The sequence below is a fragment of the Desulfurobacterium indicum genome (genome assembly GCF_001968985.1).
Lineage (GTDB): Bacteria > Aquificota > Aquificia > Desulfurobacteriales > Desulfurobacteriaceae > Desulfurobacterium_A > Desulfurobacterium_A indicum.
On the sequence record NZ_MOEN01000062.1, the window covers coordinates 1 to 1092 of the forward strand.

The 1092-nt window shown below is 39.1% G+C and carries 1 pseudogene; it reads left to right on the forward strand.

The annotated features are described in order from the left end of the window. Window positions 1-96 precede the first annotated feature (96 nt). A pseudogene (locus BLW93_RS08985) lies at window positions 97-1092 on the forward strand (IS256 family transposase); the annotation flags it as partial.

A 1092-nucleotide genomic window follows, 5' to 3' on the forward strand; every position in this document is an offset into this window, starting at 1 on the left:
GGTAGTATTTCATCAATTGTGTCTCACTAAGATTTCAGAGGCGACCTCCCCCATAGATTTTAGGAGTCGAAAAAACCACTAAAGGAGGAGGTCACCATGAGAGACACAAAACTCTCTCATGAGGATTTTAGAAAAGAAATTCATAAGATAGCAAGAGAGATACTACAAGAATTTACAAAACAACTTTTTGAAAGGCTGATGCTGGAAGAAAGGGAAATGTATCTTGAGGAAAATACCCATACAAAAGGTAATGGTTACTACGAAAGGAATCTGATAACACCACAAGGAGAAATAGAAGGGCTTAAAGTGCCTCGCACTAGAGATGGAAATTTTAGACCTGCATTACTACTCCCACCTCGGCAGAAAGCGATGATAGATATCGGAGAACTCATTACCCTGCTTTTTGTAGCTGGAGTAAGCACGAGAAAGATAAACAAAATACTTGAAACCTGGTATGGTATTCATTATTCACCTTCAAGCATTGCAAGGCTCACAAGAGTTACGGAAGAAGAGATAGAAAGATGGAGAAACAGACCATTAGAAGAGACATACCTGTTTATATTTGTAGATGCCACTTTTTTAAGCATAAGAAGGAGAACAACAACAAAAGAACCTGTATATGTGGTAATGGGAATAAGAGAAGACTGGACAAGAGAAATACTTGGATTTTACGTTTTTGCTGGAGGAGAATCTGCTCTCCTTTGAAGGGAAATAGCAAATGATCTTTACAGGAGAGGGGTAAGGAAGGTAGAAATGTTCATAGGAGATGGACTTTCTGGATTGGAAGAAGCTCTCAGGGAGATATTTCCTGGAGCCAATTTTCAGCATTGTGTTGTTCACCATATGAGGAACTGCTTGAAAGGGGTCAGGAAGAGGGATAGAGAAGGGTTAGCAGAGGACATGAAAAAGATATTTAGGGCAAAGAACGGGGAAGAGGCTTATGAAAAGTTCATGAAGCTGAAGGAAGAGTGGGGGAACAAATATCCCAAAGTGATAAAAAGCACAGAAAAGAATTTTCACTGTTTAACGGCATTTATGAAGTATCCTGAAGGTATAAGAAGATTTATTTACAGCACTAACAGCATTGAAAGG